We start from the raw sequence: 754 nt of genomic DNA, 5'->3' as shown, positions 1-754 counted from the left end.
TGAGGTTGACCTTGAATATGGGGACACGGGTTTTGAGTATTACGTTCAGGTGGTAAACAACAAAGATTTATCCTGTGCCACGAAAGCATTTGCCAGACTGGTGATTGATGATGTATTTGTAGTCAATCAGATCTCTGTGAAAAGATCCTTTGCCGGGAATAACTTTGTAGCCATGCCTTCCCAAAGAAGGATGATCGACGGTAAGGCAGAATATCAGGATATTGCATATCCGGTAACAAAGGATTTTCATGACACGCTGTACGGAGATATCATGAAACAGTATGAACAGAATCTGGATAAGCAGCGGACTGCGAAAGAAAAGGCAAGGTAGTTATATGGAGAAGAAAATCAAAATTACCATAGGAAACCTGGAAGAACTGATGGAGAATGAGGAGTGGGAAACGGAAAACTTTCTTTTTGAGGAAGATGAGGAACACCAGGTTTGGCTGGATAAAAACTACTTGATTCTCCGGGGGCTTGGATTGGAAATACATAGCGGCGTCTGGTACGAAAAATATGAAGATGATAAAGACGGTAACTTTGAACCAGATTTTGATTTTTATATGTTTTTTGATGCCGAAACAAAGGTTTATCTGTACATGGAACAGGGGAGGTCCCTGATTACCTGTATCCACAATTTTACCGGGTTGAGTTGGGAAGAGATTGAAGGGCAGGCATGTGAAGTTGTTTTGACGGACCAGAATATAGTTGTAGAAGACCAGTTCTTGATCTTTGAATAGCCTGTAAATGAAAA

At 40.8% G+C, this 754-nt stretch carries 2 protein-coding genes; both read left to right on the top strand.

What is annotated here, in order from left to right; all coding sequences use genetic code 11:
* Positions 1 to 331, top strand: a 331-nt coding sequence (locus NE664_12525; GenBank protein MCQ4727461.1) for a SpoVG family protein, incomplete at its 5' end; no start/stop codon positions are given.
* Entirely contained in the window at positions 282 to 740 is a 459-nt protein-coding gene (locus NE664_12520; GenBank protein MCQ4727460.1) for a hypothetical protein, read from the top strand. The genes NE664_12525 and NE664_12520, both read left to right, overlap by 50 nt.
* Positions 741 to 754 lie beyond the last annotated feature (14 nt).

The organism is Anaerotignum faecicola (assembly GCA_024460105.1).
Lineage (GTDB): Bacteria > Bacillota > Clostridia > Lachnospirales > Anaerotignaceae > JANFXS01.
The sequence above is the reverse complement of the archived record's forward strand: the minus strand, read 5'-3'. Positions and strand labels throughout refer to the sequence as shown.